The following is a 25,810-nucleotide window of genomic DNA, read 5'->3' as shown; positions in this document are numbered from 1 at the left end:
GTCATGGCGCTCTCGCAGTTGCTGCCGGACGTGGCGTTGACGCACGACGTGCAGGTGTCCGGCCTGGTGATGGACAGCCGTGCGGTGCGCCCGGGCGATGCCTTCGTGGCGATCGCCGGTTTCGGTGCGCATGGTCTGGGCTTTGTCGAACAGGCACGTGCCAATGGCGCTGCGGCAGTGTTGTTCGAGCCGCCTGCACCCGCCGAGCTGCCGGCGCCCACCGATGCGATCGCGGTGCCCGGCCTGCGCGCACGGCTTGGCCAGATGGCAGACCTGTTCCATGGTCACCCGTCGCGCGCGCTGCGCATGGTCGGCGTCACCGGGACCAACGGCAAGACCTCCACCGTGCAACTGCTGGCACAGGCGCTGAGCTTGCTGGGCACGCCCACCGGTACGCTCGGCACGCTGGGCGTGGGCCTGTACGGCGCGGCCGTGCCGACCGGATTCACCACGCCGCTGGTATTGCCTACGCATGCGCTGCTGGCGCAGCTGCGCGATGACGGCGCGCAGGCAGTGGCGATGGAAGTCAGCTCGCATGCGCTCGATCAGGGCCGCGTGGATGCGGTGCATTTCGACGTGGCGGTGTTCACCAATCTCACCCGCGACCATCTTGATTACCACGGCGACATGGCGCAGTACGGCGCCGCCAAGGCCAAGCTGTTCTCCCGTGCCGGCTTGGAAGCGGCCGTGGTGAATCTTGACGATGCATTCGGCCGCACGCTGTTCGCCGCGCTCGACCCCGCGCTGCGCGCGATCGGCGTGAGCTCGCGCGCGCAGGCCGGCGCCAGCGTCAGCGCGCAGGCCCTGCAGCTGGACCATCATGGCATCAATTTCGCACTGAATATCCAGGGCGAAGTGCATCCGGTGCATTCGCCGTTGCTGGGCCGCTTCAACGTGGACAATCTGCTGGCAGTGGCCGGCGCCTTGCATGCGATGGACATCGCGCCTGCGCAGATCGCCACCGTGCTGGGCCAGCTGCAGCCGATCCATGGCCGCATGAATCGCCTTGGCGGCGCGCACGGTGCGCCGCTGGTGGTGGTCGACTACGCGCACACGCCCGATGCGCTGGAGCAGGCGCTGAGCAGCCTGCGTTCGCATGCGCAGGATCGGCTGATCTGCGTGTTCGGTTGCGGCGGCGAACGCGACACCGGCAAGCGCCCGCAGATGGCGGCCATTGCCGAGGTCAATGCCGACGTGGCGATCGTCACCGACGACAACCCGCGGGGCGAGGACGGCGATGCGATCGTCGCCGACATCCTGCGCGGCTTCGCGCGCCCGGATGCGGCCCTCGTGCAGCGCGACCGCGCCGCGGCCATCTACCAGGCCATCGGCATGGCCAGCGCCTCGGACATCGTGCTGATCGCCGGCAAGGGCCACGAGCCGTACCAGGAAGTGGCCGGCGTGCAGCATCCCTTCGACGATGCGGCGGTGGCAGCGCAGGCCTTGCTGCCGCGCACCGGGCTGGGAGTGCGCGCATGAAGCGCACCCCGCTGTCGCTGATCGCGCATTTCGCCGGTGGCGAACTGCATGGCGACGACACCATGATCGATGCGGTCGGCAACGACACCCGCACGCTCGGCAGTGGCAGCCTGTATGTGGCCCTGCGCGGCGAACGGTTCGACGGGCACGACTTCGCCGCCGACGCGGTGGCGCGCGGTGCCAGCGGCGTGCTGGTCGAGCGCCTGCTGCCCACGCTCGGCGTGCCGCAGGTCGTGGTGGACGACACCGAACTGGCCCTGGCGCGCATTGCCGCCGGCCTGCAGCGCGACCGCGCCACCCGCGTGCTCGCGCTGACCGGCTCCAACGGCAAGACCAGCGTCAAGGCGCTGCTGCTGGCCATCCTGACCGAGGCCGGGCGTGTGGACGGCACCACCGTCTATGCCACGCCGGGCAACCGCAACAACGAGATCGGTCTGCCGCTGGCGGTGATCGCCGCGCCGGACGATGCGGACTTTGCGGTGTACGAGATGGGTGCCGGCAAGCCCGGCGATATCGCCTATCTCACCGATATCGCGCGGCCGCACGTGGCGCTGGTCAACAACATCGCGCCGGCGCATCTGGAGCGCCTGGGCAGCCTGCTCGGTGTTGCGCAGACCAAGGGCGCCATCTATGCCGCGTTGCCGGCCGATGGCGTGGCGGTGATCAATGCCGACGACGCCTTCGGAGCCTGGTTCGAGCAGCAGTTGCTGGCGCAGCCGGTGCAGGGCCGCCGCGTGCTGCGGTTCGGCCTGCAGGCCAGCGCCGAGATCACCGCGCGTGGGCTGCGGCTGCACGCCGACGGCGCGCACTTCACCCTGGTGACGCCGCAAGGCCAGGCGCAGATCGCGCTGCCGCTGCCGGGTCGCCACAACGTGCTCAATGCGCTGGCCGCCACCGGGCTGGCGCTGGGCGCGGGCATCGCCTTGCCGGTGATCGCCGCCGGCCTGGCACAGGCGCGCCCGGTGGCCGGCCGCCAGATCGCCCACCGCCTGCCCGGCGGGGCAATGTTGATCGACGACAGTTACAACGCCAATCCCGGGTCGCTGGATGCCGCCATCGATGCATTGGCTGCCGCCCCTGGCGAAGGCTGGTTGGTGCTGGGCGACATGCGCGAACTCGGCCCGGAAGGCGCTGCCTTGCACGCCGCCGCCGGACGACGCGCACGCGCGGCCAAGCTGCAGCGGCTCTACGCGCTGGGCGAACTCAGCGCCGCAGCGGCGCAGGCATTCGGCGAAGGTGGGCGCGTCTTCGCCACCCATGCGGAGCTGGCGGCTGCCTTGCAGGCGGATCTTTTGGAAGCCGGGACTGATGAAGCCGGGACTGATGAAGCCGGGACCCGGGACCCGGGACCCGGGACCGGGGAGAAGCAACAGCAATCAGCAGCCGGGAGCCGGGACCCGGGACCCGGGGAGAAGCAACAGCAGGCATCGGGCAACATGCAGGAACACGCTTTGATTCAACAACACCCATCGCAATCCGCAGCTGCTCTTACGGGTCCCGGGTCCCGGGTCCCGGGTCCCGGCTTCACGGCTTCCGGCCCCATCACCCTGCTGATCAAGGGCTCCCGCGGCAGCGCCATGGATCGCATCGTGGCCGCGTTGCTCGCAGCTGCGGAGGATGCCTCCCATGCTGCTTGAGTTGGCGCGCTGGCTGCAGCAACTGGAGAGCCTGTTCGGGCTGTTCAACTATCTGACCTTCCGCGGCATCCTGGCCGCGCTGACCGCGCTGTTCCTGTCGTTGTGGATGGGCCCTGCGGTGATCCGCAAGCTGGCGCAGTTCAAGGGCGGTCAGCCGATCCGGCAGGACGGCCCGCAGACGCATTTCTCCAAGGCCGGCACGCCGACCATGGGCGGCTCGCTGATCCTGCTGACCGTCACCCTGTCGGTCCTGCTGTGGGGCGACCTGCGCAACCGCTATGTGTGGCTGGTGCTGGCGGTGATGATCTGCTTCGGCGCGATCGGCTGGTACGACGACTGGATCAAGATCGTCAAACGCGATCCCAACGGGCTGAAGTCGCGCTGGAAGTATCTGTTGCAGTCGATCTTCGGCCTGGCCGCCGGTCTGTTCCTGTACTACACCGCCGACGTACCGGCCGCGATCACCTTCTACATCCCGATGTTCAAATCGATCGCACTGCCGCTGGCGGGCGTGAGCTTCGTGGTGATCGCCTACTTCTGGATCGTGGGCTTCTCCAATGCAGTCAATCTCACCGATGGCCTGGATGGCCTGGCGATCATGCCCACCGTGCTGGTGGCCTGCGCGCTGGGCGTGTTCGCCTACGCGTCGGGCAACGTGGTGTTTGCCGAATACCTGAAGATCCCGCTGATTCCCGGGGCCGGCGAGCTGATCATCATCTGCTCGGCGATCGCCGGGGCAGGGCTGGGCTTTCTGTGGTTCAACACCTACCCGGCGATGGTGTTCATGGGCGACATCGGCGCGCTGTCGTTGGGCGCGGTGCTGGGCACCATCGCGGTGATCGTGCGCCAGGAAATGGTGCTGGTGATCATGGGCGGCGTGTTCGTGATCGAAACGCTGTCGGTGATGATCCAGGTGGCCAGCTTCAAGCTGACCGGCAAGCGCGTGTTCCGCATGGCGCCGATCCACCACCACTTCGAACTCAAGGGTTGGCCGGAGCCGCGCGTGATCGTGCGCTTCTGGATCATTTCGGTGGTGCTGGTGCTGATCGGCCTGGCCACGTTGAAGGTGCGCTGATGAACGACATGTCCCGCCAGGCAACGCGACTGGACGCCATCGGCGGCCGCTACGACCCGTGGCTGCTCGGGGCCGCCGTCACGCTCGCCTCGCTGGGCGTGGTGATGGTGGCTTCCAGCTCGATCGAACTGGAAGCCAGCCCGTTCTATTACCTGACCCGCCACCTGCTGTTCCTGGGCGGTGGCATCGGTCTCGCGTTCTGGGCCATGCGTGCCGAGCTCAAGACCATCGAACAGCACAACCAGATGCTGCTGCTGGCCTGTTTCCTGATGCTCGTGGTGGTGTTCGTGCCCGGCCTGGGCAGCACCGTCAACGGCGCCAAGCGTTGGATCAACCTGGGCGTGTCGCGGTTCCAGGTGGTCGAAGCGGTCAAGGTGTTCTACATCATCTGGCTGGCCAGCTACCTGGTGCGTTTCCGCGACGAGGTCAACGCGACCTGGCAGGCGATGCTCAAGCCGGTGTTCGTGGTCGGTTTCCTGGTGGGCCTGTTGCTGTTGCAGCCGGACTTCGGCTCCTCGATGCTGCTGCTGAGCGTGACCGCCTGCATGCTGGTGCTGGGCGGGGCGCCGATCGGACGCATCATCCTGCCGATCCTGTTGCTGCTGCCCGGCCTGGTGGCCCTGGTGATCTTCGAGCCGTACCGCATGCGGCGCGTGACCTCCTTCATGGACCCGTGGGTGGATCAGCTGGGCTCGGGCTATCAGTTGTCCAACGCTTTGATGGCCATCGGCCGCGGCCAGTGGACCGGCGTGGGCCTGGGCGCATCGGTGCAGAAGCTCAACTATCTGCCCGAGTCGCATACCGACTTCATCTTTTCGGTGATTGCCGAGGAGCTGGGCTTCGTGGGCGTCTGCGGCGTGATCGCGCTCTACGCGCTGCTGGTGGGGCGCGCGTTCTGGCTGGGCATGCGCTGTGTGGAAATGAAGCGCCACTTCTCCGGTTACATCGCCTTCGGCATCGGCTTGTGGGTGGCGATGCAGAGCTTCGTGTCGATCGGCGTGAACCTGGGGATTCTGCCGACCAAGGGCCTGACCCTGCCGCTGATTTCATCGGGCGGCTCTTCGGTGCTGATGACCTGCCTGGCGATGGGCGTGCTGCTGCGGGTGTCCTATGAGGCCGATCGCGCCGAGCGCCTGCGCAGCAAGCTGTCGCCGCAGGGCGCGGCCGCACCGTCGGCGGAGCCTGCCGAGCCGGTGGCCGCGTCGGTGCCACCGGCCTACACACCGCCACCGCGTGCACCGCAACGCGAGACCGTCGCTTCTGCCGCCCCCGCGACAGCGGTGCCGGTTGCGCCGGCGTCGGCGATCCTGCGCGGTACCAGCCGCATGCAGCCGCGCGTCGAGCCGACATTCGGGAGGATGGCATGAGCGTTCATGCGAATGTCCCGCAACAGCCCGCACATGCAGGTGCGCAGAGTCGACCGGTGATGATTCTGGCCGGCGGCACCGGCGGGCATATCTTCCCGGGCCTGGCGGTGGCCAAGGTGCTGCGCGCACGCGGTGTGCCGGTGACCTGGTTGGGTGCCGACGGTGCGATGGAAACGCGGCTGGTGCCGCAGCACGAGATCGCCATCGACACGCTGGCCATCAGCGGGTTGCGCGGCAAAGGCGTGGTGAAGCTGCTCGGTGCGCCGGTGCGGGTGATGCGTGCGGTGCGCGCCGCCGGATTCGTGCTGCGCAAGCGCCAGCCGCGTGCGGTGGTCAGCTTCGGGGGCTTCGCGGCCGGCCCGGGTGGACTGGCCGCACGGCTGCTGGGCGTGCCATTGCTGGTGCACGAACAGAACCGCGCGCCCGGCATGACCAACAAGGTGTTGTCGCGGTTTGCGCGCCGCGTGCTGACCGGCTTTCCCGGCAGCTTTGCGGGCGAAGAGGCCGTGGGCAACCCGGTGCGCGCGGAAATCGCGGCATTGCCGGATCCGGCAATGCGCCTGGTCGGTCGTGGCGGCCCGATGCGCGTCCTGGTGCTGGGCGGCAGCCAGGGCGCGCGCGTTCTGAATCAGGCGGTGCCGGCAGCGCTGGCCGCGCTCGGACACCCGCAGGTGCAGGTGCGCCACCAGTGCGGCGAGAAGCTGCGTGCCGAAGCCGATGCGGCGTACGCGCAGGCCGGTGTCGACGCCAGCGTCGAACCTTTCATTGCCGACATGGCCGCTGCCTATGCCTGGGCCGATCTGGTGGTGTGCCGCGCAGGTGCATCCACGCTGGCCGAACTATGCGCCGCCGGCGTCGGCAGCGTGCTGGTGCCGTTCGCCGCCGCCGTCGACGACCATCAGACCCGCAATGCCGAATACCTGGTCGGCGCTGACGCGGCCGTGCTGCTCAAGCAGGACGACTCGCTCGCGCTGCGCCTGCAACAGACTCTGCAGACCCTGCTCGCCGACCCCGCGCGTCGCCTGTCGATGGCGCAGGCCGCACGCCGTCTGGCCAAGCCCGACGCCGCCGAGCGCATTGCCGACATCATTCTGGAAGAAGCCGGGACTCGGGACCCGGGACCCGGGACCCGGAAAGCAAACAAGCAACAGCAAGAGCAGAAAAAAATGCATGCAGACGATTTTGGCGGGCAGGTGCGCAGTGCCGCTTCGCTTCTCCCGGGTACCGGGTCCCGGGTCCCGGGTTCCGGCACCTCCGCCGGAGGTGCCCAGTGATCCGCCGTCTGCAGGACAGCGGCGATCTGGTGCGGGCGTTTCCGCGTGTGCATTTCGTCGGCATCGGCGGCACCGGCATGAGCGGCATCGCCGAGGTGATGCTGACGCTGGGCTATGAAGTCTCCGGCTCGGACAATGCCGATAACGCGGCCACCCGCCGGCTGGCCAAGCTCGGCGCGCGCGTGATGCGCGGGCACTCGGCCGCCAACGTGCTCGGCACCGACTGCGTGGTGGTGTCCAGCGCGATCCGTGAAGACAACCCCGAACTGATGGAGGCGCGCAGCCAGCGCATTCCGATCATGCCGCGCGCGGCGATGCTGGCCGAACTGATGCGTTTCCGTCGCGGCATCGCCGTGGCCGGCACGCATGGCAAGACCACCACCACCAGCCTGGCCGCTGCGGTGCTGAGCGAGGGTGGGCTGGATCCGACCTTCGTCATCGGCGGGCAGTTGCTGGCGGCCGGTGCCAACGCCAAGTTGGGTGGCGGCCAGTGGCTGGTGGCCGAAGCCGACGAGAGCGATGGCAGCTTCCTGCGCCTGAATCCCCTGATGGCGGTGATCACCAATATCGATGCCGACCATCTGGAGAACTACGGTAACGATTTCGCCCGCGTGCAGGCGGCATTTGCCGAATTCCTGCAGCGGCTGCCGTTCTACGGGCTGGCGGTGCTGTGCATCGACGATCCGGAAGTCGCAGCCCTGGCCGGCAAGACGCCGCGGCATGTGATGACCTACGGCATCAGCGAAACCGCCGACGTGCGCGCCGAGGACGTGGTGCAGGACGGCCCGCGCATGCGCTTCACCCTGCGCCTGCCCGAGGGCACCACCACGCCGGTGACGCTGGCCCTGCCGGGCCGTCACAACGTGCTCAATGCATTGGCGGCGGCCGCCATCGGCTGGCAGCTCGGCGTCGCGCCGGAGACCATCGCACGGGCACTGGAAAACTTCGCCGGCATCGGCCGCCGTTTCAACGACCTGGGCGAGGTCACCACCAGCGCCGGTGCACGCGTGCGGGTGGTCGACGATTACGGCCACCATCCGCGCGAGCTCGAGGCGGTGTTCGCGGCCGCGCGCGGCGGCTGGCCGGACCGGCGTCTGGTGGTGGCCTTCCAGCCGCACCGCTACAGCCGCACCCGCGATCAGTTCGACGCCTTTGCCGCCGTCCTCAGTACGGTGGACGCGCTGGTGTTGAGCGAAGTCTATCCCGCCGGCGAAGCGCCGATCCCGGGCGCCGATTCGCGCGCCCTGGCGCGCGCCATCCGTGCACGCGGCCGCAGCGAACCGGTGGTCGTGGGGCAGATCGCCGGCCTGGCCGAAGTGTTGCCGGACGTGCTGCAGGACGGTGACCTGCTGCTGATGATGGGCGCCGGCGATATCGGCCATGTGGCTCAGCACATCATCGCCAATGGATTCGTCGGGGGTGAGGCGTGAGCGCGCCTTCTAACGGGACCCGGGTCCCGGGTCCCGCTACTCAACGCACCAGCGATCCGGCGGTGTTCGGTCGCGTCGCCGTGCTGCTTGGCGGTACTTCGTCAGAGCGCGAGGTCTCGTTGAATTCCGGTAGCAACGTGCTGGAAGCGCTGCGCGCGCGCGGTGTCGATGCGCAGCCGGTCGATGGCATTCCCGCGTTGCTGGCGGCGATCGATGCGGGCACGGTCGATCGCGTGTTCAACATCCTCCACGGCGGCGACGGCGAAAATGGCGTGCTGCAGGGACTGCTGTGCGCGCTGCAGGTGCCGTTCACCGGTGCGGGCGTGCTCGGCTCCGCGTTGACCCTGGACAAGGTGCGTACCAAGCAGGTCTGGAGCGCCGCCGGATTGCCCACCCCGGAATTCGTGCGCGTGCCCGCGGGCGGCGATCTGCATGCGGCCGCGCAGGCACTGGGCCTGCCGGTGTTCATCAAACCCTCCAGGGAAGGCTCCAGCGTCGGTGTGTTCCGGGTGCTGGCCGAGGCCGACCTCGCACCGGCGATCGCTTTCGCGCGGACCTATGCGGGCGAATTGCTGGTCGAGCAGATGGTGCAGGGCGAGGAATACACCGTCGGCATTCTCGGCGAGATCGCGCTGCCGTCCATCCGCATCGTTCCAGCCGGCGAGTGGTACGACTATCACGCCAAGTACGTGGCCGACGATACGCAATACCTCTGCCCCGGCATGCAGGGCGAGGAGGAGGCCGCGATCGGCGCCCTGGCGCTGGCGGCATTCCAGGCGGCCGGCTGCAGCGGCTGGGGGCGCGTGGACGTGATGCGGGACCGCGTGCGCGGCCTGCAGCTGATCGAGGTCAACACCGCGCCCGGCATGACCAGCCACTCGCTGGTGCCCAAGGCGGCGCGCCAGCTGGGAATCGATTTCGAGGAACTGGTGTGGCGCGTGCTGGAGCAGACGCTGTGACGCCGGGACTGGGGACCCGGGACCCGGGACCCGTGAAAACAAAGGCAAAAGCGCGCCTGCTTTTGATGTTCCCGGGTCCCGCAGCACGCGGAGCGTGCCCATGAACGCCACCCTGCGCATCCTCGCCTGGCTGCTTGCGGTGGCGCTGGTCGCATTGCCGGTGGTGGCCGTGCTCAATGGTTGGGTGGGCGCCGAGCGCTGGCCGCTGGCCAAGTTGCGGGTGTCGGGCGATTTCAAGCGGGTACCTGCCGAGCAATTGCGCGCGGTGGTGCTGCCGTATGCGCGCGCAGGCTTTTTTGCGGTGAAGCTGCAGCAGGCGCAGGACGCCATCGCGCGCCTGCCGTGGGTGGAGAGCGCGCAGGTGCGCAAGCGCTGGCCGGATGTGCTGGAAGTGCGGGTGACCGAACACCAGCCGTTCGCGCGCTGGGGCGCCGATCGCATGCTGTCCGAACAGGGCCGGTTGTTCCGCACGCCGCCGTTGCTGAAGGATTTCAAGCTGCCCCAGCTCGTCGGTCCGGACAGCAAGACGCAGGACGTGGTGGCGCTGTACAACGAATCGCGTGCGCTGTTCGCGCCGACCGGGCTGGATGTGGATCGCCTGGAGCTGGACGCGCGCGGCAGCTGGTCGCTGGGCTTGAGCAATGGCCTGCAGATCATGGTGGGCCGCGACGATGCGCGCGCGCGCCTGCAGCGCTTCGCCCGCGTGTTGCCGCAGCTGGCCGACCCGCAGCGTCCGATCGCACGCGCCGACCTGCGTTACACCAATGGCTTTACGGTTGAACGGCAGGGATTGGAGAGTCGGGATTCGGGATTGGAAAGAGTGCAGCCCCGGCATCGCGCAGCATCTTCTGGACCTCCCGTCGCCCTGGCTCTTCCGCGTTTTCCCAATCCCGTATCCCGAATCCCGAATCCCGGCTTTAAGACATGAACCGCAAAGGCGACAAATCCCTCATCGTTGGACTGGACATCGGCACCTCCAAGGTCGTTGCGCTGGTCGGCGAATACTCGCCAGGCAATCCGATCGAAGTGATCGGCATCGGTTCGCATGAATCGCGCGGGCTCAAGCGCGGCGTGGTGGTGGACATCGAATCCACCGTGCAGTCGATCCAGCGGGCGGTCGAAGAGGCCGAGCTGATGGCCGGCTGCGAGATCCGCTCGGTGTACGCGTCGATCTCCGGCAACCACGTGCAGTGCAAGAACTCGCCCGGCATCGTGCCGATCCGCGATGGCGAAGTGACCTGGAGCGATCTGGAACGCGTGCTCGATGCTGCCAAGGCCGTGGCCATTCCGGCCGACCAGCGCATCCTGCATGCGATCCCGCGCGAGTACGTGCTGGACGATTCGCAGGAAGGCATCCGCAATCCGGTCGGCATGACCGGCGTGCGTCTGGAGGTGCATGCGCACCTGGTGGTGTGCGCGCAGTCGGCCGCGGCCAACATCACCAAGTGCGTGCAGAAGTGCGGCCTGCAGGTGGACGATCTGGTGCTGTCCTCGCTGGCGTCCTCGGTGGCGGTACTGACCGCCGACGAACGCGAGCTGGGCGTGGTGCTGGTGGATATCGGCGCCGGCACCACCGATCTGGCGGTGTATGTGCAGGGCGCGATCTGTCACACCGCCTCGCTGCCGATCGCCGGCGACCACGTCACCAACGACATCGCGCACATGCTGCGCACGCCCACCCCGGAAGCCGAGCAGATCAAGGTCCGCTATGCCTGCGCGCTGGCGCAGCTGGCCACCGCCGAAGAAAGCATCCAGGTGCCGTCGGTGGGCGACCGCCCGCCGCGCCGCATGCCGCGGCATGCGCTCGCGCAGGCGGTACAGGGCCGTTACGAGGAAATCTTCGAGATGGTGCAGGCCGAACTGCGTCGCTCCGGCTTCGAGGAGATGGTGCGCGCCGGCATGGTGCTCACCGGTGGCGCATCGAAGATGGAAGGCGTGGTGGAACTGGCCGAAGAAATGCTGCAGATGCCGGTGCGCGTGGGCATCCCCCAGCACGTCACCGGCCTCGGGGAAGTCGTCGGCAACCCGGTACACGCCTCCGGCGTGGGCTTGCTGCTGATGGGCAGCCAGATCGAACACCCACGTCGCCCGTCGATCCCGACCGGACGCGCCGGGAGCTTGTTCAAGAAATTGAAGAATTGGTATCGCGGCGAATTCTGAGCGGCTGGGATTCGGGAGTTGGGATTCGGGATTGGCAAGAGCAAGAAGCGAAAGGCAAAGCGGCGGCGGTTGCGAAGATCAAGTAGAGAGCGGCGAGCAGGTAGGCGGTAAACTTTTTGGCAGGATTTACGTCGAGGAGCAGGTGCAGTGAGCCGTGGAGCGCAACAGCGCATCCATGGTCCCGGCACACGAGTCCCGACTTTCAAACAACAACACTCGCCGTGGTGCGGAGTGGGCAGGGACCCTCGCTTTTGCGAATCCCCAATCCCCACTCCCCAATCCCGGCCCAAGAGGACACTGACATGGCACATTTCGAACTGATTGAAAAAATGGCTCCCAACGCGGTCATCAAGGTCGTCGGCGTCGGCGGCGGTGGCGGCAACGCGGTGGCGCACATGGTCAACACCAATGTCGATGGCGTGGAGTTCATCACCGCCAACACCGACTCGCAGGCGATCAAGAACTGCGGCGCCAAGCTGCAGCTGCAGCTCGGCACGAACGTCACCAAGGGCCTGGGCGCGGGCGCCAATCCGGAAGTCGGCCGTCAGGCGGCGCTGGAAGATCGCGAGCGCATCATGGACGCGCTGCAGGGTGCGGACATGGTCTTCATCACCGCCGGCATGGGCGGCGGCACTGGCACCGGCGCCGCGCCGGTGGTGGCGCAGCTGGCAAAGGAAATGGGCATCCTGACCGTGGCCGTGGTCACCAAGCCGTTCCCGTTCGAAGGCCGCCGCCGTATGCAGGTGGCACTGAAGGGCATCGAGGAACTGAGCCAGCATTGCGACTCGCTGATCACCATTCCCAATGAAAAGCTGATCACCGTGCTCGGCCGCAACGCCACCATGATCCAGGCCTTCCGCGCCGCCAACGATGTGCTGCAGGGCGCGGTGCAGGGCATTGCCGATCTGATCGTGCGTCCGGGTCTGATCAACGTCGACTTCGCCGACGTGCGCACCGTGATGTCGGAAATGGGCCTGGCGATGATGGGCACCGGTTCGGCACGCGGCGACGATCGCGCGCAGGCCGCAGCCGAAGCCGCCATCCAGAACCCGCTGCTGGACGATGTGAACCTGGCCGGCGCCAACGGCATCCTGGTCAACATCACCGCCGGCCCGGACTTCACCATGTCCGAGTTCGACGAGATCGGCCGCACCATCGAAGCGTTCGCTTCCGAAGATGCCACCGTGGTCGTCGGCACCGTGCTGGACCCGGACATGCAGGACGAAGTGCGCGTGACCGTGGTGGCCACCGGCCTGAACCGTGCGGTTGCACGTCAGACCCAGCGTCCGGACCAGCGCGCGCCGATCAAGCTGGTGCGCAACGCCACCACCGGCCAGCCGGAATTCGGCGATTTCGACACCGGCAGCGGCGATGCGGTCTCCAAGGCCGTCGGCGGCAGCATGGGCCTGGGCCTGCGTCGTCCGAGCAGCGATTCGGTCGGCAACGGCTCGGCCGGTCACTCGGCGCCGCCGGCTGCCGAGCTGCCCAACGATTACCTGGATATCCCGGCGTTCCTGCGCCGCCAGGCCGACTGACGGGCGCCGGCTGCGTCGCCACGGGGGCGCAGCCCGTCCAGCCAGACGCGCGCGTCTGGCCGCACTGCCATGTCCTTTCTGCCGGATCGGTCCCGATCCGGCAGCTTTTGCAGTGGCGTGACCGGGGCATGACACCGCTCATCACGTGTAACTTGTTAAAATTCGGATAACCTCACCGAATTCGACGGCCTGTTCAGCGTCTGTCTGCATCGTTCCTCCAGACTTCGTCCTATGACCCAGCAACGCACTCTCAAGAACACCATCCGCGCCACCGGTGTCGGCCTGCACAGCGGCGACAAGGTGTATATGACCTTGCGGCCGGCCCCGGTCGATCATGGCGTGATGTTCCGCAGAGTGGACCTGGAGCCGGCGGTCGACGTCCCCGCCGATGCCGAGCTGGTCACCGAGACCACCCTGTGCACCGGGCTGACCTGCAACGGCGCCAAGATCCAGACCGTCGAACACCTGATGTCGGCACTGGCCGGCCTGGGCGTGGACAACGTCATCGTCGAACTGTCCTCGGCCGAACTGCCGATCATGGACGGCTCCTCCGGTCCGTTCGTGTTCCTGTTGCAGTCGGCAGGCATCGTCGAGCAGGACAAGCCCAAGCGTTTCATCCGCATCAAGCGGCCGGTGGAAGTGCGCGAAGGCGACAAGATCGCGCGGTTCGAGCCGTACGAGGGCTACAAGCTCGGTTTCACCATCGAATTCAACCACCCGATGATCCCGGCCAAGCAATCGCGCCAGGAAATCGAGTTCTCCACCTCGGCCTACGTCAAGGAGATCTCGCGCGCGCGCACCTTCGGCTTCATGCGCGATCTCGAGTACATGCGCGAGCGCAACCTGGGCCTGGGCGGCTCGATGGACAACGCCATCGTGCTGGACGAGTTCCGCGTGCTCAACGAGGACGGGCTGCGCTATACCAACGAATTCGTCCGCCACAAGATCCTGGACGCCATCGGCGACCTGTACCTGGCTGGCGGCGCGATCCTGGGCGCCTATGAAGGGTTCAAGTCCGGCCACGCCCTCAACAACAAGCTGGTGCGTGCGCTGTTGGCCGACCAGAGTGCCTGGGAATGGGTCAGCTTTGCCGAAGGCGCCGAGCGCCCGCCGGTCACCTACGCCAGCCCGGTCTACGCCTGAGCGACCCGTCGGCCGGCAGCGCCTGGTCGGCGGGCGCTACCGTACGCCGGTCTCCCTGTTCGGATCCCCTGGTGCCTGACTGCAGCCAGAGCGTCTGCTGGTGGCGCCATCCCTGACGTGTGTCAGGGAATGCCGCAATTGGCATGCAAAGTGTGACTTGCGTCAGCTTTGTGGCCGATTCTTAACTTTTATTTAAGGCTTATCTAACTCCCGCACGACGCCGGCCCGCTAGCATGCCTGCGGCCATCGCGGTCTTTGCAAGCGTTTCACGCGGTGACTGCCGTCACGTAACGCGCCCAGTGCCTCAGCGCTTGGTCGGCGGGACGTCCTGCAGGGAGGCAAGTGCGTCGCGCAGACCCCTGTACGTGGCGTCGGACACCGGCCGCGGCCGGTCGCGGCTCTGCTGCGCTGGGGAGTGCGGCATGGCGCTTGCAGTCTTGACAGCCACTGCGGTGGTTTTCAGCCCGATGGATCGGGCGGCATCCAGGATTTGGGTCTCGGCAAGCCGCACCTTGGCATGCCAGACCGGCGAATCCACCAGAAAAACGAGCTGTTCGCCTCGGACATTGGCCAACCGGCAACGGCTAGCCAGATGAGGTGGTAACAGGGGACGCAACTGCCGGTCCAGCGCATCGAGCCACAAGGCGCGACGCAAGGGGTCGCCAGCCTTTTCGCCCAGTGCGGCCTCGATGGCTGGCTGGGGAACGGAAGGGTTGCGTGCGTTGGACTTGGGCTTGGACATGACACTCATATGGCGTTGAAGAAAGTCGTAATCAAATCCCGACAGACCCGGGCCCAGCGTGTGGCCCGACAGTTCCAGAGTTTTGCTGCGGATCGGCCGATGATGGTGCTTGGCGCGGTCCTGGGCCTGGGCATGCTGATCGGCGTCGGTGCAAGCACCGCCACCGGCATGGTGACCAATTCCGCGCTGCAGGCCAAGGTCGCGCAGCAGCAGACCGAACTCGCACAGGCGCAGCGTGCCTCGCAGGCGCAGGTCAATGCCCTGGCGGCCCGCCTGGGCGAACTGCAGGCGCAGGCCACCCGCCTCAATGCCCTGGGCGAACGGCTGACCGACATGGGCAAGCTGAAGGACGGCGAATTCGACTTCGACGCGCCGGTCGGCGTCGGTGGCGGCGACGAGGCGGTCAGCGACATGCCGGTCGAGTCGCTCAAGCAGAGCCTGGGACAGGTCGAACAGCAGTTCTCCGCCTCCGGCCAGCAGCTCAACGTGCTGGCCTCGCTGATGTTCGATCACCAGCTTGAGCAGAACGCCGTGCCGTCGCGGATGCCGATCCGCAATACCTACATCACCTCCGGCTTCGGCGGCCGCGCCGATCCGTTCGATGGCGGCTCGGCCTTCCACAAGGGTGTGGATTTCCACGCCAACGTGGGCGATCCGGTGCTGTCGGTGGCCGATGGCGTGGTCAGCTATGCCGGCGTGCGGGGCGGCTACGGCAACGTGGTCGAAGTGGATCACGGCAACGGCTATGTCACCCGCTACGCGCACAACTCGCGGCTGGTGGTGAAGGTCGGCGATCTGGTCCGTGCCGGGCAGCAGGTGGCCAGGGCCGGTTCCAGCGGACGCTCCACCGGGGCGCACGTGCACTTCGAGGTGTGGGCCAACGGGCGCGTGGTCAATCCACGCAAGTTCCTGGGCGATACCGCCACCACTCCGGTGGGCCGGCGTGGGCGCGGCTGATGGCGTGGCCGGCGGTGCTTGATTCGTGAAGCCCCGCCCCAAGCTACAATAGGGTGTTGCCATCGACAGGGCGCAGTGCGCCCTGTTTCGTTTACGGCGGTCGGCTCCAGGGGACCGGCGTCGGTCAAACCGTTCCTTTTCAACCGGTTTCTTCAATGATCAACAGTCTGCTTACCCGTGTCTTCGGCAGTCGTAACGAACGCCAGCTGCGCCAGCTCAACCGCCTCGTCACCCAGATCAATGCGCTGGAGCCGACGATCGAGAAGCTTTCCGACGCCGAGCTGCAAGCCAAGACCCCGGAGTTCAAGCAACGGCTTGCCGAGGGGCAGTCCCTGGACAAGATCCTGCCCGAGGCGTTCGCGGTCTGCCGGGAGGCCAGCCGCCGCGTGCTGGGCATGCGCCACTACGACGTGCAGCTGATCGGCGGCATGGTGCTGCACCTGGGCAAGATCGCCGAAATGCGTACCGGCGAAGGCAAGACCCTGGTGGCCACACTGCCGGTGTATCTCAACGCACTGGAAGGCCAGGGCGTGCACGTGGTGACGGTCAATGACTACCTGGCGCGGCGCGACTCGGCGCAGATGGGCAAGCTGTACAACTGGCTGGGCCTGAGCGTGGGCGTGGTGTATCCGGGCATGCCGCACAGCGACAAGCACGCCGCCTACGCTGCCGACATCACCTACGGCACCAACAACGAGTTCGGCTTCGACTACCTGCGCGACAACATGGCGCTGTCGCGGGCCGACCGTTACCAGCGCAAGCTGCATTACGCCATCGTCGACGAAGTGGACTCGATCCTGATCGACGAAGCGCGCACCCCGCTGATCATCTCCGGCCCGGCCGACGAATCGCCGGAACTGTACATCCGCGTCAATCGCATCGTGCCGCAGCTGACCAAGCAGGAGAGCGAAGAGGGCGAAGGCGACTTCTGGGTCGACGAGAAGGGCAAGCAGGTGCACCTGTCCGAAGCGGGCATGGGGCATGCCGAGGAACTGCTGGTGCAGGCCGGCATCCTGGAGAACGCCGACGACGGTCTGTATGCCGCGCAGAACCTGAGCGTGGTACATCACCTCAACGCCGCGCTGCGTGCGCACGCGATCTATCAGCGCGATGTGGACTACATCGTGCGCGATGGCGAAGTGGTGATCGTGGACGAATTCACCGGCCGCACCCTGACCGGGCGCCGCTGGTCCGACGGCCTGCACCAGGCAGTCGAAGCGAAGGAAGGCGTGCCGGTGCAGCGCGAGAACCAGACCCTGGCCAGCATCACCTTCCAGAACCTGTTCCGCATGTACAAGAAGCTGTCCGGCATGACCGGCACGGCCGATACCGAAGCCTACGAATTCCAGAGCATCTACGGCCTGGAAGTGGTGGTGATTCCGACCAACCGCCCGACCGTGCGTAAGGACCATCCGGACCAGGTGTTCCTCAACCGCAAGGGCAAGTTCAACGCGGTGCTGGCCGACATCGAAGACTGCGCCAAGCGCGGCCAGCCGGTGCTGGTGGGAACCACCTCGATCGAGACCTCGGAGATGCTGTCCGAGCATCTGCGCAAGGCCGGTGTGAAGCACGAAGTGCTCAACGCCAAGCAGCACGAGCGCGAAGCCACCATCGTGGCCAACGCCGGCCAGCCGGGCGCGGTGACCATCGCCACCAACATGGCCGGTCGCGGTACCGACATCGTGCTGGGCGGTTCGCTCGAATCCGAGTATCACGCTCTGGGTGAAGACGCCAGCGAAGACGCGCGCTTCAAGATCAAGACCGAGTGGCAGCGTCGCCATGACGCGGTCAAGGCGGCCGGCGGCCTGCACATCATCGGTACCGAGCGCCACGAGTCGCGGCGTATCGACAACCAGCTGCGCGGCCGTGCCGGCCGTCAGGGCGACCCGGGGTCCTCGCGCTTCTATCTGTCGCTCGAAGACAACCTGATGCGCATCTTCGCCTCGGACTGGGTCCAGAAGGCGATGCGCATGATGGGCATGAAGGAAGACGACGTCATCGAGGATCGCCTGGTCAGCCGGCAGATCGAGAAGGCGCAGCGCAAGGTGGAAGCGCATAACTTCGACATCCGCAAGAACCTGCTGGACTTCGACGACGTCAACAACGATCAGCGCAAGGTGATCTACGCCCAGCGCGACGAATTGCTGGATGCCGAATCGGTCAAGGACAACGTGGACGGCATCCGTGGCGATGTGATCTACGACCTGGTCGCACGCTTCGTGCCGCCCAATTCGGTGGACGAGCAGTGGGACCTGCAGGGTCTGGAGGCCACGCTGGAGTCGGAACTGGGCATGCCGCTGGCGCTGCGCGAAATGGCGCGCACGCAGGAAGAACTGGATGCCGAGCAGATTGCCGCCAAGGTCCAGGCGGCGGTGGATGCGCACTTTGCCGAGAAGGAAGCGGCGGTGGGCAACGACACTATGCGCGCGCTGGAGAAGCACGTGATGCTGACCGTGCTCGACCAGGGCTGGAAGGAGCATCTGGCCAAGATGGATTACTTGCGGCAGGGCATCTACCTGCGCGGTTACGCGCAGAAGCAGCCCAAGCAGGAATACAAGAAGGAAGCCTTCGAACTGTTCTCCGAGATGCTGGAGAACGTCAAGCGCGAGGTGATCAACCTGCTGGCGCGCGTGCGTATCCGCAGCGAGGAAGAAGTGGCCGAACTGGAAGAGCAGGAGCGTCGCCAGGCCGAAGCCCGCCTGATGGCCTCGCAGTTCCAGCACCAGGATGCCGGCGGTTATGGCGCCGACGAGGAGGTGCAGCAGATGCAGGGCGGCAACGCGCCGGTACCGGTCTCGCAGGTCACCCGCGACGAGCCCAAGGTCGGCCGTAACGATCCCTGCCCGTGCGGTAGCGGCAAGAAGTACAAGCACTGCCACGGTCAACTCAGCTGAGCTGAGTTGACCGTGGCGCAGCCCGCGAAGCGGGCTGCGCACCAGGCATCCGCGTAGCGGACGCCTGGTGCACGGTCCTTGCTTCCGATCCCCTGCGCCTTCGGCGCGCCCCCCTTGCCAAAGGGGGCTTTGCATCCTGTGCCGATGCGGAGAGGTTCACCGGCCGATTCAGTTGGGACGTGCAGCAGGTACACAGGTGCCGCCTTAAATGTGCGCGGCGCCATCGCAGGTCGTGCTTTTTGCCGGGTGCTCGAGTCGATGCTGAGCTGACCGTGGGGCCGCCCGCATTTCGGGCGGCCCACCCAACGTCCGCTTCGCGGACGTTGGGCGCACGGTCCTTAGCTTCCGATCCCCCGCGCCTTCGGCGCGCCCCCTTACCAAGGGGGGGCTTTGCATCCTGTGGCGATGCGGAGAGGTTCACCGGCCGAGCAGGTTCGACACACTTGTCATCGCGCAAGGGCACTAACCGTGCCCGGCTGTACGCAGGCGTCTGCGCCCGCGCCACTGCAGGGCGTATGCTCGATCCACGTCCAGCGTGGAGTGCGTCATGTCGCAGCTGTCGAGCCAGCAATTGAAGGTGTTCGTGCCTGCGCGCGACTATGCGCTGTCGCAGCGGTTCTACCGTGCGCTGGGCTTCGTGCAGGAGGACGAGGTCGGCACTGTGAGCTGCTTCCGGCATGGCGCGCATTGCGCGTTCCTGCTGCAGGACTTCTACGTGCGCGAGCTGGCCGAGAATCTCATGCTGCATCTATGGGTGGACGATGCCGATGCCTGGTGGCAGCACATGCACGACACGGGGCTGGACGAGCAGTTCGGCGTGAGCTTCAGCGCACCGGAAGACCGGCCCTGGGGGGCGCGCGATTTCACCTTGCACGATCCCAGCGGAGTACTGTGGCGCATCGGGCATCCGCTGTAGGCCGGGATTGGGCATTGGGGATTGGGGATTGGCAGAAGCAAGCACGCCGCGCTTCGACAAATCCCGAATCCCCAATCCCGAATCCCCGCCCCCAAGCGATTGCACTGAACGGCTCACTCGCGGCACTCTTGTGCCATGCCCGATTCCCTGAGATCCATTCACGTCGTTGCCGGCGTGATCACCGACCCGCGCGGCCGCATCCTGTTGACCCGCCGTACCGAAACCCGCGACATGCCCGGGCTGTGGGAGTTTCCGGGCGGCAAGCGCGAGCCCGGCGAAAGCTCGGAGCAGGCGCTGGCGCGCGAACTCAATGAAGAACTGGGGATCGAGGCGCAGGTCGGTGACTGGGTGATGGAGGTGCCGCAGCTGTATCCGGACAAGCGCCTGCGTCTGGAAGTACGCCACATCACCGCCTGGAAGGGCAGCCCGCGCGGCCGCGAGGGCCAGGCGATGACCTGGGTGGCAGCCGACAAACTGTCGCGCTATTCGATGCCCCCTGCCGATGTGCCGGTGGTGGGCGTGCTGCGCCAGCCCGAGCGCTATGTGATCACGCCCGAACCGGACGACGATGCGCGTTGGCTGCAGGCGCTGGAGCGCGCGCTGCAGGACGGTGCGACCCGCATCCAGCTGCGTGCGCGGCAGACCGCGACCGCGCGCTGGCACGGGTTGTTGCAGCAGGTGATGCGCCTGCGCGGCCGCTCCCGCGCGCAATTGCTGCTCAACCGCGATGCCGCACTGGCCGCCGAGCTCGGCGTCGGCGTCCATCTGGGCGCCGAGCAGTTGGCGGAGCTGCAGCAGCGCCCGCTGCCGCCCGGGCAACTGGTGGCGGCGTCCTGTCACGGGCTGGAGGATCTGCGCCATGCGCAACGGCTCGGCTGCGATTTCGCGGTGCTGGGCCCGGTACGGGCGACGGCATCGCACCCGCATGCGGCCCCGATGGGATGGGATGGATTCGAAGCCTTGCGCGAACAGGTCGCGTTGCCGATCTATGCGCTGGGCGGTCTGTGCATCGACGATCTGCGCCAGGCACGCGCGCATGGGGCGCAAGGCATCGCCGCGATTCGCGGCCTGTGGCCCGACTGAGCGCGCACAGGCTGTCTGGCCGTCGAAAGCGCTCTGCCATGACCGGGCACTCTGCATTCAGCGCTCCATGCGTTTCCACCCCACGACTGCATGTAGCAAGGCATCGGCCTTGGAGATTGCCTGCGTCGGTACGCAGCTGCCACACCGATCGCCCGAGTTGCCCCCGCGTGTGCCAGGCGGCGCTTGCCCGCTCTAGAACGTCACCCAGAAGCAGTTGTACTGACGGCGCAGCCGCAGCACGCTGCGTGCGGGCGTGCCGCTGGGCAGGTTCTGCTCCAGGCGCAGGCCCCAGGGGCGCGGACGCGTGGGGGCGGGCAGCGGTGCGTCGATCGCGCTGCCGTCCAGCGATGGCGTGGTCGCTGCGCCATCGTTGTCCCAGGCGGGGGGATCGGTTTGCGGATACATCGGCACGATGTCCAGCAACGGGCGTTGGGCGATGGCCTCCAGCCGGCTCAGCACCCGGTTGGCGGCGCTGTCGGTTTGGCCGTTCCACAGATACAGACTGGACAGCCGATTGACGTCGCGGCTGTCCACTGCCGATTGCAGCAACGCTACCAGCTCGCTGAGCCGACGTGGGCAGCCGTAGCGATACAGACCGGTATTGCCCTGGGTGCGCACCGCCGGCGGCGCACGCGTGGCAGCGCCGACGTCCTCGCAGCGGCGATCGGTGAACATGGTCTGCCCGTCCGGTGTCACGCAGCGCCGGATCTCCTGGGCGTGTGCGCGCAAAGTGGGGTACAGAAAGAACAGCAGCGCTAGCAGGGGCAGCAGGGAACGAGGCATTGGCGCAGCGTAGCCGGGCGCGCGTGAGCTGGGGAGGAATAGGTGATGCGCCGGGTATCGAGGCGTTGCCGCGCCGCCCGCGCCGGTCGGGCAGGGCGGTCGGACTCAGCGCCCGAGCAGCTGCAGCACCTGGGTGGTCGGCTTGGCCAGGTTGAGGGTGTAGAAATGCAGTGCCGGCGCGCCGCCGGCGATCAGACGCTCGCACAGGGCGGCCACGACCTCGGCGCCGAAGGCGCGCACCGCCTCGGCGTCGTCGCCGTAGGACTGCATCTTCTTGCCGATCCAGCGCGGAATCTCGGCGCCGCATTGCTCGGAAAAACGCCGCAATTGCGAAAAATTGGAGATCGGCATGATGCCCGGAACGATCGGGATCGCCACGCCCATGCGCTCGGCCGCGTCGCGGAAATGGAAGTACGCATCGGCGTTGTAGAAATACTGGGTGATCGCCGCATCTGCGCCGGCATCGACCTTGGCCTTGAAATAGCGCAGGTCGCTGAGTGCGTCGACTGCCTGCGGATGGGTCTCCGGATAGGCGCCCACTTCGATGCGGAAGGCGGTGCCGTGTTCGGCGCGGATGAAGGCGATCAGGTCCGAGGCATAACGCAGGTCGCCAGGGTGGCCCATGCCCGAGGGCAGGTCGCCACGCAACGCGACGATGCGGGTACAGCCGATGGCGCGATACAGCTTGAGCAGCTCGCGGATCTCCTGGCGGTTGCCGCCGACGCAGGACAGATGCGGTGCCGCCTCGAAGCCATGCTTCTGCTTGAGATGGCGCACGGTCTCGGAGGTGTAGCTGAGCGTGGAGCCGCCGGCGCCGAAGGTGCACGAGACGTATTCCGGCGTGTAGCCCCGCAACCTTGCCGCCGTGCGGTCCAGCTGCGCACGTTGTTCGTCGGTCTTGGGTGGGTAGAACTCGAAACTCAGATGCGTCATCGCGGCGGGTCCGGCGGAGCGTGTCGACATAATATCGCTTCATCGCGATGAATGCATATTTGGTTGCGGGTGTCCCGATCGTGGCATCCCGGCAGTCGGGTCTGCTCGCAACGCTTGCATGGGCGCAGGGCGCACGCGGTAAGCTCGATCACCCCACGCCACTTGATCGGAGCGCGACATGCAAGAAGAAGAAATGGACGTAATCGCCGAATCGCTGGGCCGCATCTGGGTCGCGCTGGCGCGTAGCGTCGGCGATCTGGCGCTTGCCCTGGCCGAGCAGCCCGGTGTGGACGGCGACAAGCTGTTGAGCGATTTCGCGGCGCGGCTGCCATCGGGCCAGGACGACGGCACGTCCAAGGTGTTCGAAGCGATTCGCCAATACATCGATCGGGACTCCACTTCGAACGCGGAGTAAGCGCCTGCCACGCGCGTCCGCCACCGGCCGACGCGCGTGCAGCAGCGGCCTTCGCGTCGCATCTGCCTGTGTGCCGGGGGCTCACGTCCGCTTGCCTACACTGGACGCTTTCTCACGGAGCGTCCGCATGCGCGACACCACCATGACCGCCATCGCCGTCCGCGATGGCAAGGGCGACGCCGATGCGTTGCACCCGACCGAGCAAGCATGCCCGCGCCCTGCGCCGGGGCAGGTGCTGATCCGCGTGCACGCCGCCGGGGTCAATCGCCCCGACCTGCTGCAGCGCGCTGGCCACTACCCGCCGCCGCCGGGTGCGCCGGAGACGCTGGGCCTGGAAGTGGCCGGCGAGATCGTGGAGCCGGCTGGTCGCTGGAAGGTGGGCGACCGCGTCTGCGCCCTGCTCGGCGGCGGTGGCTACGCGCAGTACGTGGTAGCCGATGCGCGCCATGTGCTGCCGATTCCGGCGGGGATGGACTTCGTGCATGCCGCCGCCTTGCCGGAAACCGTCTTCACCGCCTACGCGAACCTGTTCGAACACGGCCGGCTGGCAGCGGGCGAGTGGTTGTTGCTGCATGGTGCCACCTCCGGTATCGGGGTGACTGCGATCCAGATGGCCAAGGCCGCCGGTGCCCGAGTGCTGGCGACCGCGCGCTCGGCCGGCAAGGCCGCGCAGGCGCGCGAGCTGGGCGCCGACGTGGCGATCGATTCCACCACCGCATCGTTCGTCGAGACAGCCAGGGCGCATGGCGGCGTGGACGTGGCGCTGGACATGGTCGGTGCCGCCGTCTTCGCCGATACCCTGGAAGCGCTCAATCCGGGTGGGCGCATCGTGTACATCGCCTCGCAGGCCGGCGCGAACATCCAGGTGCCGATCCCGCAGCTGATGCGCAAGCAGGCCGTGCTCACCGGCTCCACCCTGCGTCCGCGCAGTGCCGACGAGAAGGCGCGGCTGGCTGCGCAGGTGGAGCGCGTGGTCTGGCCCTGGATCGAACAGGGCAAGCTCCGCGTGCTGCTGGACAAGCGCTTCGCGCTGGCCGACGCGGCCGCGGCGCATCGGTACCTGGAACAGGGCAGTCACCTGGGCAAGGTGGTGCTGGAAATGTGATTGCCGCGGTGGGCTGTCTCCAGAGCGATCAAGCACCGCATGCCGGTGTGCTGGCGATGGCGCTCGCTCGCTGTCGCTGACACGCTCACATGCCGTGTTGGACCACCGCTTCGATGGGGTGTCCATCCGGATCGATGACGAACGCGGCGTAGTAACGATCGCCATAGTCGGGGCGCGGACCAGGCGCGCCGTTGCTGCGGCCGCCGTGCCGTAGCGCGGCGGCATGGAAGGCATCCACGGCCGCCGCATCGGTGGCCGAAAATGCCAGATGAAATCCCGACCCCGGTGCGCATCGCCCGGCAGGCCGTTGCTTCAAGGCCAGGCAGTCCTCGCCGCCCGGTTTGCCATAACCGACCGCCTGATCGAGCGTGCCCGGCGCCAGATCCGACCACACGCGCACGTAGCCGAGCGCACCGAGGACGGCGTCGTAGAACGCGGCCGATGCCTCGATCGCGCGAACGCCCAGCGAAACGTGATGCAACATCGATGCAATCCTGCATGGCGGGCACGCGCGGTGCCGGGTGTGCCAGTGTGCCCTCTGGGCACCGTGCGTCAATCGATGCGCAGCCGGCGTTGGTCCGGCCGCGTGCGGCTTGTCCCAGTGAGCGGGGTGCGTAGCCAGATGCGGATCCTTGTCCATCATCGGCCACCAGTGGAGCGGCGACACGGATGCAGCGATGCGTGGTTCGTCGCATGCAGGTATAGCAAAACAAGCAGGAGCGATGTCTCGCAGCGGCCTGGGGGCGACCGTACACTGCGCCTTCGCATGCGACCGACGCCTGCCGCACCACCACTGCGCCGTTGTGGTGCGTTGCGCAGGGCAGCGCGGGCAGGCGCGCGGACACCCTCCATCCTCATCAGCACGAAGGTTTCGATGAAGCACCCAGACGCATTGCGCATTGCCCTTGTCGGCATCGGCAAGATCGCCCGTGACCAGCACGTGCCGACCATCGCCGCGCGCCCGGACGTGCAGTTGGTCGCCACGGTGAGCCGGCACGGCACGGTGGAGGGCGTGCCGGCCTATCACACCCTGGAAGAAGCCTTCGCTGCGCAACCGCAGATCGAGGCGGTGGCCTTGTGTACGCCGCCGGTAGGGCGGCATGCGCTGGCGGCGGCCGCGTTGGCTGCCGGTCGCCACGTGTTCCTGGAGAAGCCGCCAGCCGCCACCCTCGCGGAGATCGACGACCTGCGCACCGTGGCGCAACAGGCGCAACGCAGTCTGTTCACCAGTTGGCATTCGCGCTGCGCTGCGGGCGTGGCGCCTGCGCGCGCGTGGTTGGCCGACAAGCAGATCCTGCGTGCGCACATCACCTGGAAGGAAGACATCCGGCATTGGCATCCGGGGCAGGACTGGATTCTGGAACCCGGCGGCATGGGGGTGTTCGATCCCGGCATCAATGCACTGTCCATCGCCACCCATGTGCTGCCGCGCGCATTCGCCCTGCGCGAAGCCGAGTTGCACACGCCCGCCAATCGCCAGGCGCCGCTGTATGCGCGGTTGGCGTTCGTCGATACCGCCGGCGTGCCGGTGACGGCCGAATTCGATTTCCTGCAGACCGGACACCAGCGCTGGGATATCGAGGTGGAGACCACTCAGGGCCAGCTGGTACTCGGCGAAGGCGGCGCAAGCCTGCGAATCGACGGCCAGGTGCAGGCCTTGCCGGCTTCCAGCGAGTACGACGGGCTGTACCAGCGTTTCGTGGAGCTGGTGCGCGCCGGTGCCTCGGAGGTGGACACCACCCCCTTCGTGCACGTGGCCGATGCCTTCCTGCTGGGCGCACGCAAGGTCGCCGCGCCGTTCGCCTGGTGAACCGCATCCCTGCACGGTGGCCCCAGGCGACCGTGCAGGGCATTGGTTGCGCGTTGCCGCGCTGTACTGACGCGCGAGTCATCGGTGTCGGGCGGGCCGGTTGCCGCGCCCGA

The 25,810-nt window shown here is 67.2% G+C and carries 22 protein-coding genes; 18 read left to right on the top strand and 4 right to left on the bottom strand.

The window, feature by feature from the left end; translation table 11 throughout:
• The first annotated feature begins 3 nt into the window (after positions 1-3).
• The 11 genes from LL964_RS02565 (at position 4) to lpxC (ending at position 14,059) form a co-directional block, all read left to right on the top strand.
• Entirely contained in the window at positions 4-1,479 is a 1,476-nt protein-coding gene (locus LL964_RS02565) for a UDP-N-acetylmuramoyl-L-alanyl-D-glutamate--2,6-diaminopimelate ligase (protein ID WP_208621387.1), read from the top strand.
• Complete coding sequence (locus LL964_RS02560) at positions 1,476-3,116, top strand: UDP-N-acetylmuramoyl-tripeptide--D-alanyl-D-alanine ligase (RefSeq protein ID WP_104584910.1); 1,641 nt, start codon at positions 1,476-1,478, stop codon at positions 3,114-3,116. Before LL964_RS02565 ends, LL964_RS02560 begins: the two co-directional genes overlap by 4 nt.
• Entirely contained in the window at positions 3,106-4,191 is a 1,086-nt protein-coding gene (gene mraY / locus LL964_RS02555; RefSeq protein ID WP_003485285.1) for a phospho-N-acetylmuramoyl-pentapeptide-transferase, read from the top strand. Before LL964_RS02560 ends, mraY begins: the two co-directional genes overlap by 11 nt.
• A complete protein-coding gene (gene ftsW, locus LL964_RS02550) occupies positions 4,191-5,558 on the top strand; it encodes a putative lipid II flippase FtsW (RefSeq protein WP_104584908.1) in 1,368 nt (455 codons plus the stop codon). Before mraY ends, ftsW begins: the two co-directional genes overlap by 1 nt.
• Complete coding sequence (gene murG / locus LL964_RS02545) at positions 5,555-6,832, top strand: undecaprenyldiphospho-muramoylpentapeptide beta-N-acetylglucosaminyltransferase (RefSeq protein WP_104584907.1); 1,278 nt, start codon at positions 5,555-5,557, stop codon at positions 6,830-6,832. The genes ftsW and murG overlap by 4 nt, the downstream gene beginning before the upstream one ends.
• Entirely contained in the window at positions 6,829-8,262 is a 1,434-nt protein-coding gene (gene murC / locus LL964_RS02540) for a UDP-N-acetylmuramate--L-alanine ligase (protein ID WP_104584905.1), read from the top strand. The genes murG and murC overlap by 4 nt, the downstream gene beginning before the upstream one ends.
• Complete coding sequence (locus LL964_RS02535; protein WP_104584904.1) at positions 8,259-9,221, top strand: D-alanine--D-alanine ligase; 963 nt, start codon at positions 8,259-8,261, stop codon at positions 9,219-9,221. Before murC ends, LL964_RS02535 begins: the two co-directional genes overlap by 4 nt.
• A gap of 100 nt (positions 9,222-9,321) precedes the next feature.
• Entirely contained in the window at positions 9,322-10,149 is an 828-nt protein-coding gene (locus tag LL964_RS02530; RefSeq protein WP_104584902.1) for a cell division protein FtsQ/DivIB, read from the top strand.
• The gene (gene ftsA, locus LL964_RS02525; RefSeq protein ID WP_003485272.1) at positions 10,146-11,381 is read left to right on the top strand and encodes a cell division protein FtsA; all 1,236 of its coding nucleotides are present in this window, start codon (positions 10,146-10,148) and stop codon (positions 11,379-11,381) included. Before LL964_RS02530 ends, ftsA begins: the two co-directional genes overlap by 4 nt.
• 302 nt (positions 11,382-11,683) lie before the next feature.
• Positions 11,684-12,916: a cell division protein FtsZ gene (gene ftsZ / locus LL964_RS02520; RefSeq protein WP_104584900.1), complete on the top strand. Its 1,233-nt coding sequence runs from the start codon at positions 11,684-11,686 to the stop codon at positions 12,914-12,916.
• Positions 12,917-13,147: 231 nt separating this feature from the next.
• Positions 13,148-14,059 carry a UDP-3-O-acyl-N-acetylglucosamine deacetylase gene (lpxC, locus tag LL964_RS02515; RefSeq protein ID WP_104584898.1) on the top strand — a complete coding sequence of 304 codons (912 nt, stop codon included), beginning with the start codon at positions 13,148-13,150 and terminating at the stop codon, positions 14,057-14,059.
• 304 nt (positions 14,060-14,363) lie between these two features.
• Here the strand turns inward: lpxC and LL964_RS02510 are convergent, their stop codons facing one another.
• Complete coding sequence (locus LL964_RS02510) at positions 14,364-14,810, bottom strand: DciA family protein (protein WP_104584896.1); 447 nt, start codon at positions 14,808-14,810, stop codon at positions 14,364-14,366.
• Between LL964_RS02510 and LL964_RS02505 the strand changes: the two genes are divergently transcribed.
• From LL964_RS02505 to LL964_RS02490, 4 genes are all read left to right on the top strand, one after another.
• On the top strand, positions 14,811-15,758 hold the full coding sequence (locus LL964_RS02505; RefSeq protein WP_104584894.1) for a M23 family metallopeptidase: 948 nt from the start codon (positions 14,811-14,813) through the stop codon (positions 15,756-15,758). It abuts the gene before it with no gap.
• Between the two features lie 155 nt (positions 15,759-15,913).
• Positions 15,914-18,652, top strand: a complete 2,739-nt coding sequence (gene secA / locus LL964_RS02500; RefSeq protein ID WP_104584892.1) for a preprotein translocase subunit SecA — start codon at positions 15,914-15,916, stop codon at positions 18,650-18,652.
• A gap of 547 nt (positions 18,653-19,199) precedes the next feature.
• Positions 19,200-19,568 (top strand): VOC family protein, encoded by a 369-nt coding sequence (locus LL964_RS02495; RefSeq protein WP_104584890.1) that lies wholly within the window; start codon positions 19,200-19,202, stop codon positions 19,566-19,568.
• A 135-nt stretch (positions 19,569-19,703) separates the two neighbouring features.
• Positions 19,704-20,651 carry a Nudix family hydrolase gene (locus tag LL964_RS02490; RefSeq protein ID WP_104584888.1) on the top strand — a complete coding sequence of 316 codons (948 nt, stop codon included), beginning with the start codon at positions 19,704-19,706 and terminating at the stop codon, positions 20,649-20,651.
• A 192-nt stretch (positions 20,652-20,843) separates the two neighbouring features.
• Here LL964_RS02490 and LL964_RS02485 read toward each other — a convergent pair whose 3' ends face one another.
• Entirely contained in the window at positions 20,844-21,434 is a 591-nt protein-coding gene (locus tag LL964_RS02485; RefSeq protein WP_104584886.1) for a hypothetical protein, read from the bottom strand.
• A gap of 105 nt (positions 21,435-21,539) precedes the next feature.
• Positions 21,540-22,367, bottom strand: a complete 828-nt coding sequence (metF, locus tag LL964_RS02480) for a methylenetetrahydrofolate reductase [NAD(P)H] (RefSeq protein WP_104584884.1) — start codon at positions 22,365-22,367, stop codon at positions 21,540-21,542.
• A 178-nt stretch (positions 22,368-22,545) separates the two neighbouring features.
• On the opposite strand from metF, the gene LL964_RS02475 reads away from it, so the two are divergent.
• Both LL964_RS02475 and LL964_RS02470 read left to right on the top strand, forming a co-directional pair.
• Positions 22,546-22,782, top strand: coding sequence for a hypothetical protein (locus LL964_RS02475; RefSeq protein ID WP_104584882.1), 237 nt, complete (start codon positions 22,546-22,548; stop codon positions 22,780-22,782).
• Positions 22,783-22,909: 127 nt separating this feature from the next.
• A complete protein-coding gene (locus LL964_RS02470) occupies positions 22,910-23,887 on the top strand; it encodes an NAD(P)H-quinone oxidoreductase (RefSeq protein WP_104584880.1) in 978 nt (325 codons plus the stop codon).
• A gap of 85 nt (positions 23,888-23,972) precedes the next feature.
• Here the strand turns inward: LL964_RS02470 and LL964_RS02465 are convergent, their stop codons facing one another.
• Positions 23,973-24,371, bottom strand: a complete 399-nt coding sequence (locus LL964_RS02465) for a VOC family protein (protein ID WP_104584878.1) — start codon at positions 24,369-24,371, stop codon at positions 23,973-23,975.
• Between the two features lie 390 nt (positions 24,372-24,761).
• On the opposite strand from LL964_RS02465, the gene LL964_RS02460 reads away from it, so the two are divergent.
• The gene (locus LL964_RS02460; protein ID WP_104584876.1) at positions 24,762-25,697 is read left to right on the top strand and encodes a Gfo/Idh/MocA family protein; all 936 of its coding nucleotides are present in this window, start codon (positions 24,762-24,764) and stop codon (positions 25,695-25,697) included.
• Positions 25,698-25,810 lie beyond the last annotated feature (113 nt).

Source organism: Xanthomonas melonis (assembly GCF_020783655.1).
GTDB classification, from domain to species: Bacteria; Pseudomonadota; Gammaproteobacteria; order Xanthomonadales; family Xanthomonadaceae; genus Xanthomonas; species Xanthomonas melonis.
This window is presented reverse-complemented; position numbering and strand designations above follow the sequence as displayed.

What these genes read in the sequence shown, in the direction of transcription:
- LL964_RS02490 (WP_104584888.1), top strand. Translation starts at nt 19,704, where the DNA reads ATGCCCGATTCCCTGAGATCCATTCACGTCGTTGCCGGCGTGATCACC.
- secA (WP_104584892.1), top strand. Translation starts at nt 15,914, where the DNA reads ATGATCAACAGTCTGCTTACCCGTGTCTTCGGCAGTCGTAACGAACGC.
- LL964_RS02560 (WP_104584910.1), top strand. Translation starts at nt 1,476, where the DNA reads ATGAAGCGCACCCCGCTGTCGCTGATCGCGCATTTCGCCGGTGGCGAA.
- LL964_RS02495 (WP_104584890.1), top strand. Translation starts at nt 19,200, where the DNA reads ATGTCGCAGCTGTCGAGCCAGCAATTGAAGGTGTTCGTGCCTGCGCGC.
- LL964_RS02475 (WP_104584882.1), top strand. Translation starts at nt 22,546, where the DNA reads ATGCAAGAAGAAGAAATGGACGTAATCGCCGAATCGCTGGGCCGCATC.
- LL964_RS02465 (WP_104584878.1), bottom strand. Translation starts at nt 24,371, where the DNA reads ATGTTGCATCACGTTTCGCTGGGCGTTCGCGCGATCGAGGCATCGGCC.
- LL964_RS02510 (WP_104584896.1), bottom strand. Translation starts at nt 14,810, where the DNA reads ATGAGTGTCATGTCCAAGCCCAAGTCCAACGCACGCAACCCTTCCGTT.
- lpxC (WP_104584898.1), top strand. Translation starts at nt 13,148, where the DNA reads ATGACCCAGCAACGCACTCTCAAGAACACCATCCGCGCCACCGGTGTC.
- LL964_RS02470 (WP_104584880.1), top strand. Translation starts at nt 22,910, where the DNA reads ATGCGCGACACCACCATGACCGCCATCGCCGTCCGCGATGGCAAGGGC.
- LL964_RS02460 (WP_104584876.1), top strand. Translation starts at nt 24,762, where the DNA reads ATGAAGCACCCAGACGCATTGCGCATTGCCCTTGTCGGCATCGGCAAG.
- LL964_RS02485 (WP_104584886.1), bottom strand. Translation starts at nt 21,434, where the DNA reads ATGCCTCGTTCCCTGCTGCCCCTGCTAGCGCTGCTGTTCTTTCTGTAC.
- LL964_RS02505 (WP_104584894.1), top strand. Translation starts at nt 14,811, where the DNA reads ATGGCGTTGAAGAAAGTCGTAATCAAATCCCGACAGACCCGGGCCCAG.
- LL964_RS02530 (WP_104584902.1), top strand. Translation starts at nt 9,322, where the DNA reads ATGAACGCCACCCTGCGCATCCTCGCCTGGCTGCTTGCGGTGGCGCTG.
- mraY (WP_003485285.1), top strand. Translation starts at nt 3,106, where the DNA reads ATGCTGCTTGAGTTGGCGCGCTGGCTGCAGCAACTGGAGAGCCTGTTC.
- murG (WP_104584907.1), top strand. Translation starts at nt 5,555, where the DNA reads ATGAGCGTTCATGCGAATGTCCCGCAACAGCCCGCACATGCAGGTGCG.
- ftsZ (WP_104584900.1), top strand. Translation starts at nt 11,684, where the DNA reads ATGGCACATTTCGAACTGATTGAAAAAATGGCTCCCAACGCGGTCATC.
- metF (WP_104584884.1), bottom strand. Translation starts at nt 22,367, where the DNA reads ATGACGCATCTGAGTTTCGAGTTCTACCCACCCAAGACCGACGAACAA.
- ftsW (WP_104584908.1), top strand. Translation starts at nt 4,191, where the DNA reads ATGAACGACATGTCCCGCCAGGCAACGCGACTGGACGCCATCGGCGGC.
- ftsA (WP_003485272.1), top strand. Translation starts at nt 10,146, where the DNA reads ATGAACCGCAAAGGCGACAAATCCCTCATCGTTGGACTGGACATCGGC.
- LL964_RS02565 (WP_208621387.1), top strand. Translation starts at nt 4, where the DNA reads ATGGCGCTCTCGCAGTTGCTGCCGGACGTGGCGTTGACGCACGACGTG.